This window comes from Kitasatospora nipponensis (assembly GCF_039528135.1).
Taxonomy (GTDB): domain Bacteria; phylum Actinomycetota; class Actinomycetes; order Streptomycetales; family Streptomycetaceae; genus Kitasatospora; species Kitasatospora nipponensis.
Map to the genome: position 1 here is coordinate 1 of NZ_BAAALF010000840.1, position 623 is coordinate 623.

The window sequence follows — 623 nt, forward strand, 5'->3', positions numbered from 1 at the left end:
CTACCAGCGGCCGGCCGCCTCCCCGGCGCCCTGCGGTGCGCTGGGCTTCGCCGAGGGCACCCGGCAGACCCCGCCGCCCGGCGCCGCCGACGGCCCGGGCAGGCAGTCCCCCGCCGGCGACGAGCTCCCGCGTCACGGCGGAGCGTTCGGCGCCCCGCAGGGCGGCTCGCCGAGCACCCCGTACGCGGCCGTCCGCACCGACCCGTTCGGCACGGGCGCCCCCGATCCGTTCGCCACCGGCGCCGGCGCCCAGCAGGGCAACGCCAACCCGTACGCGGAGGGCGCCCCGAACCCCTACGCGGAGGGCGGCGCCGGCCGGCAGCCGCACACCGGCGGGCCGCTGGAGGCGCCCCGCCCGGGCGCCCCGAGCCCCCCCCCCCCCCCCCCCCCCCCCCCCCCCCCCCCCACCGCGACCCCGGGCGCGCCCGGCCGGTTCGCCCGGCCGCAGGCGCCGGTCAACCCCTACCCGCCGGGCCAGGCGCCGCTCGAGCCCGAGGACACCCAGATCGGCGGCTTCAACCCGATCACCGGCGACGACCTGCCGCCCGAGGAGGTCATACCGGGCCTGCCGGTGGCCGGCCTCTACGGCTACACCACCCGCGGCCGCTCCTCCCGAGCGATCG

The 623-nt window shown here is 82.2% G+C and carries 1 pseudogene; it reads left to right on the forward strand.

Features of this window, described 5'->3' with window-relative positions:
• A pseudogene (locus ABD323_RS43630) lies at positions 1-623 on the forward strand (hypothetical protein); the annotation flags it as partial.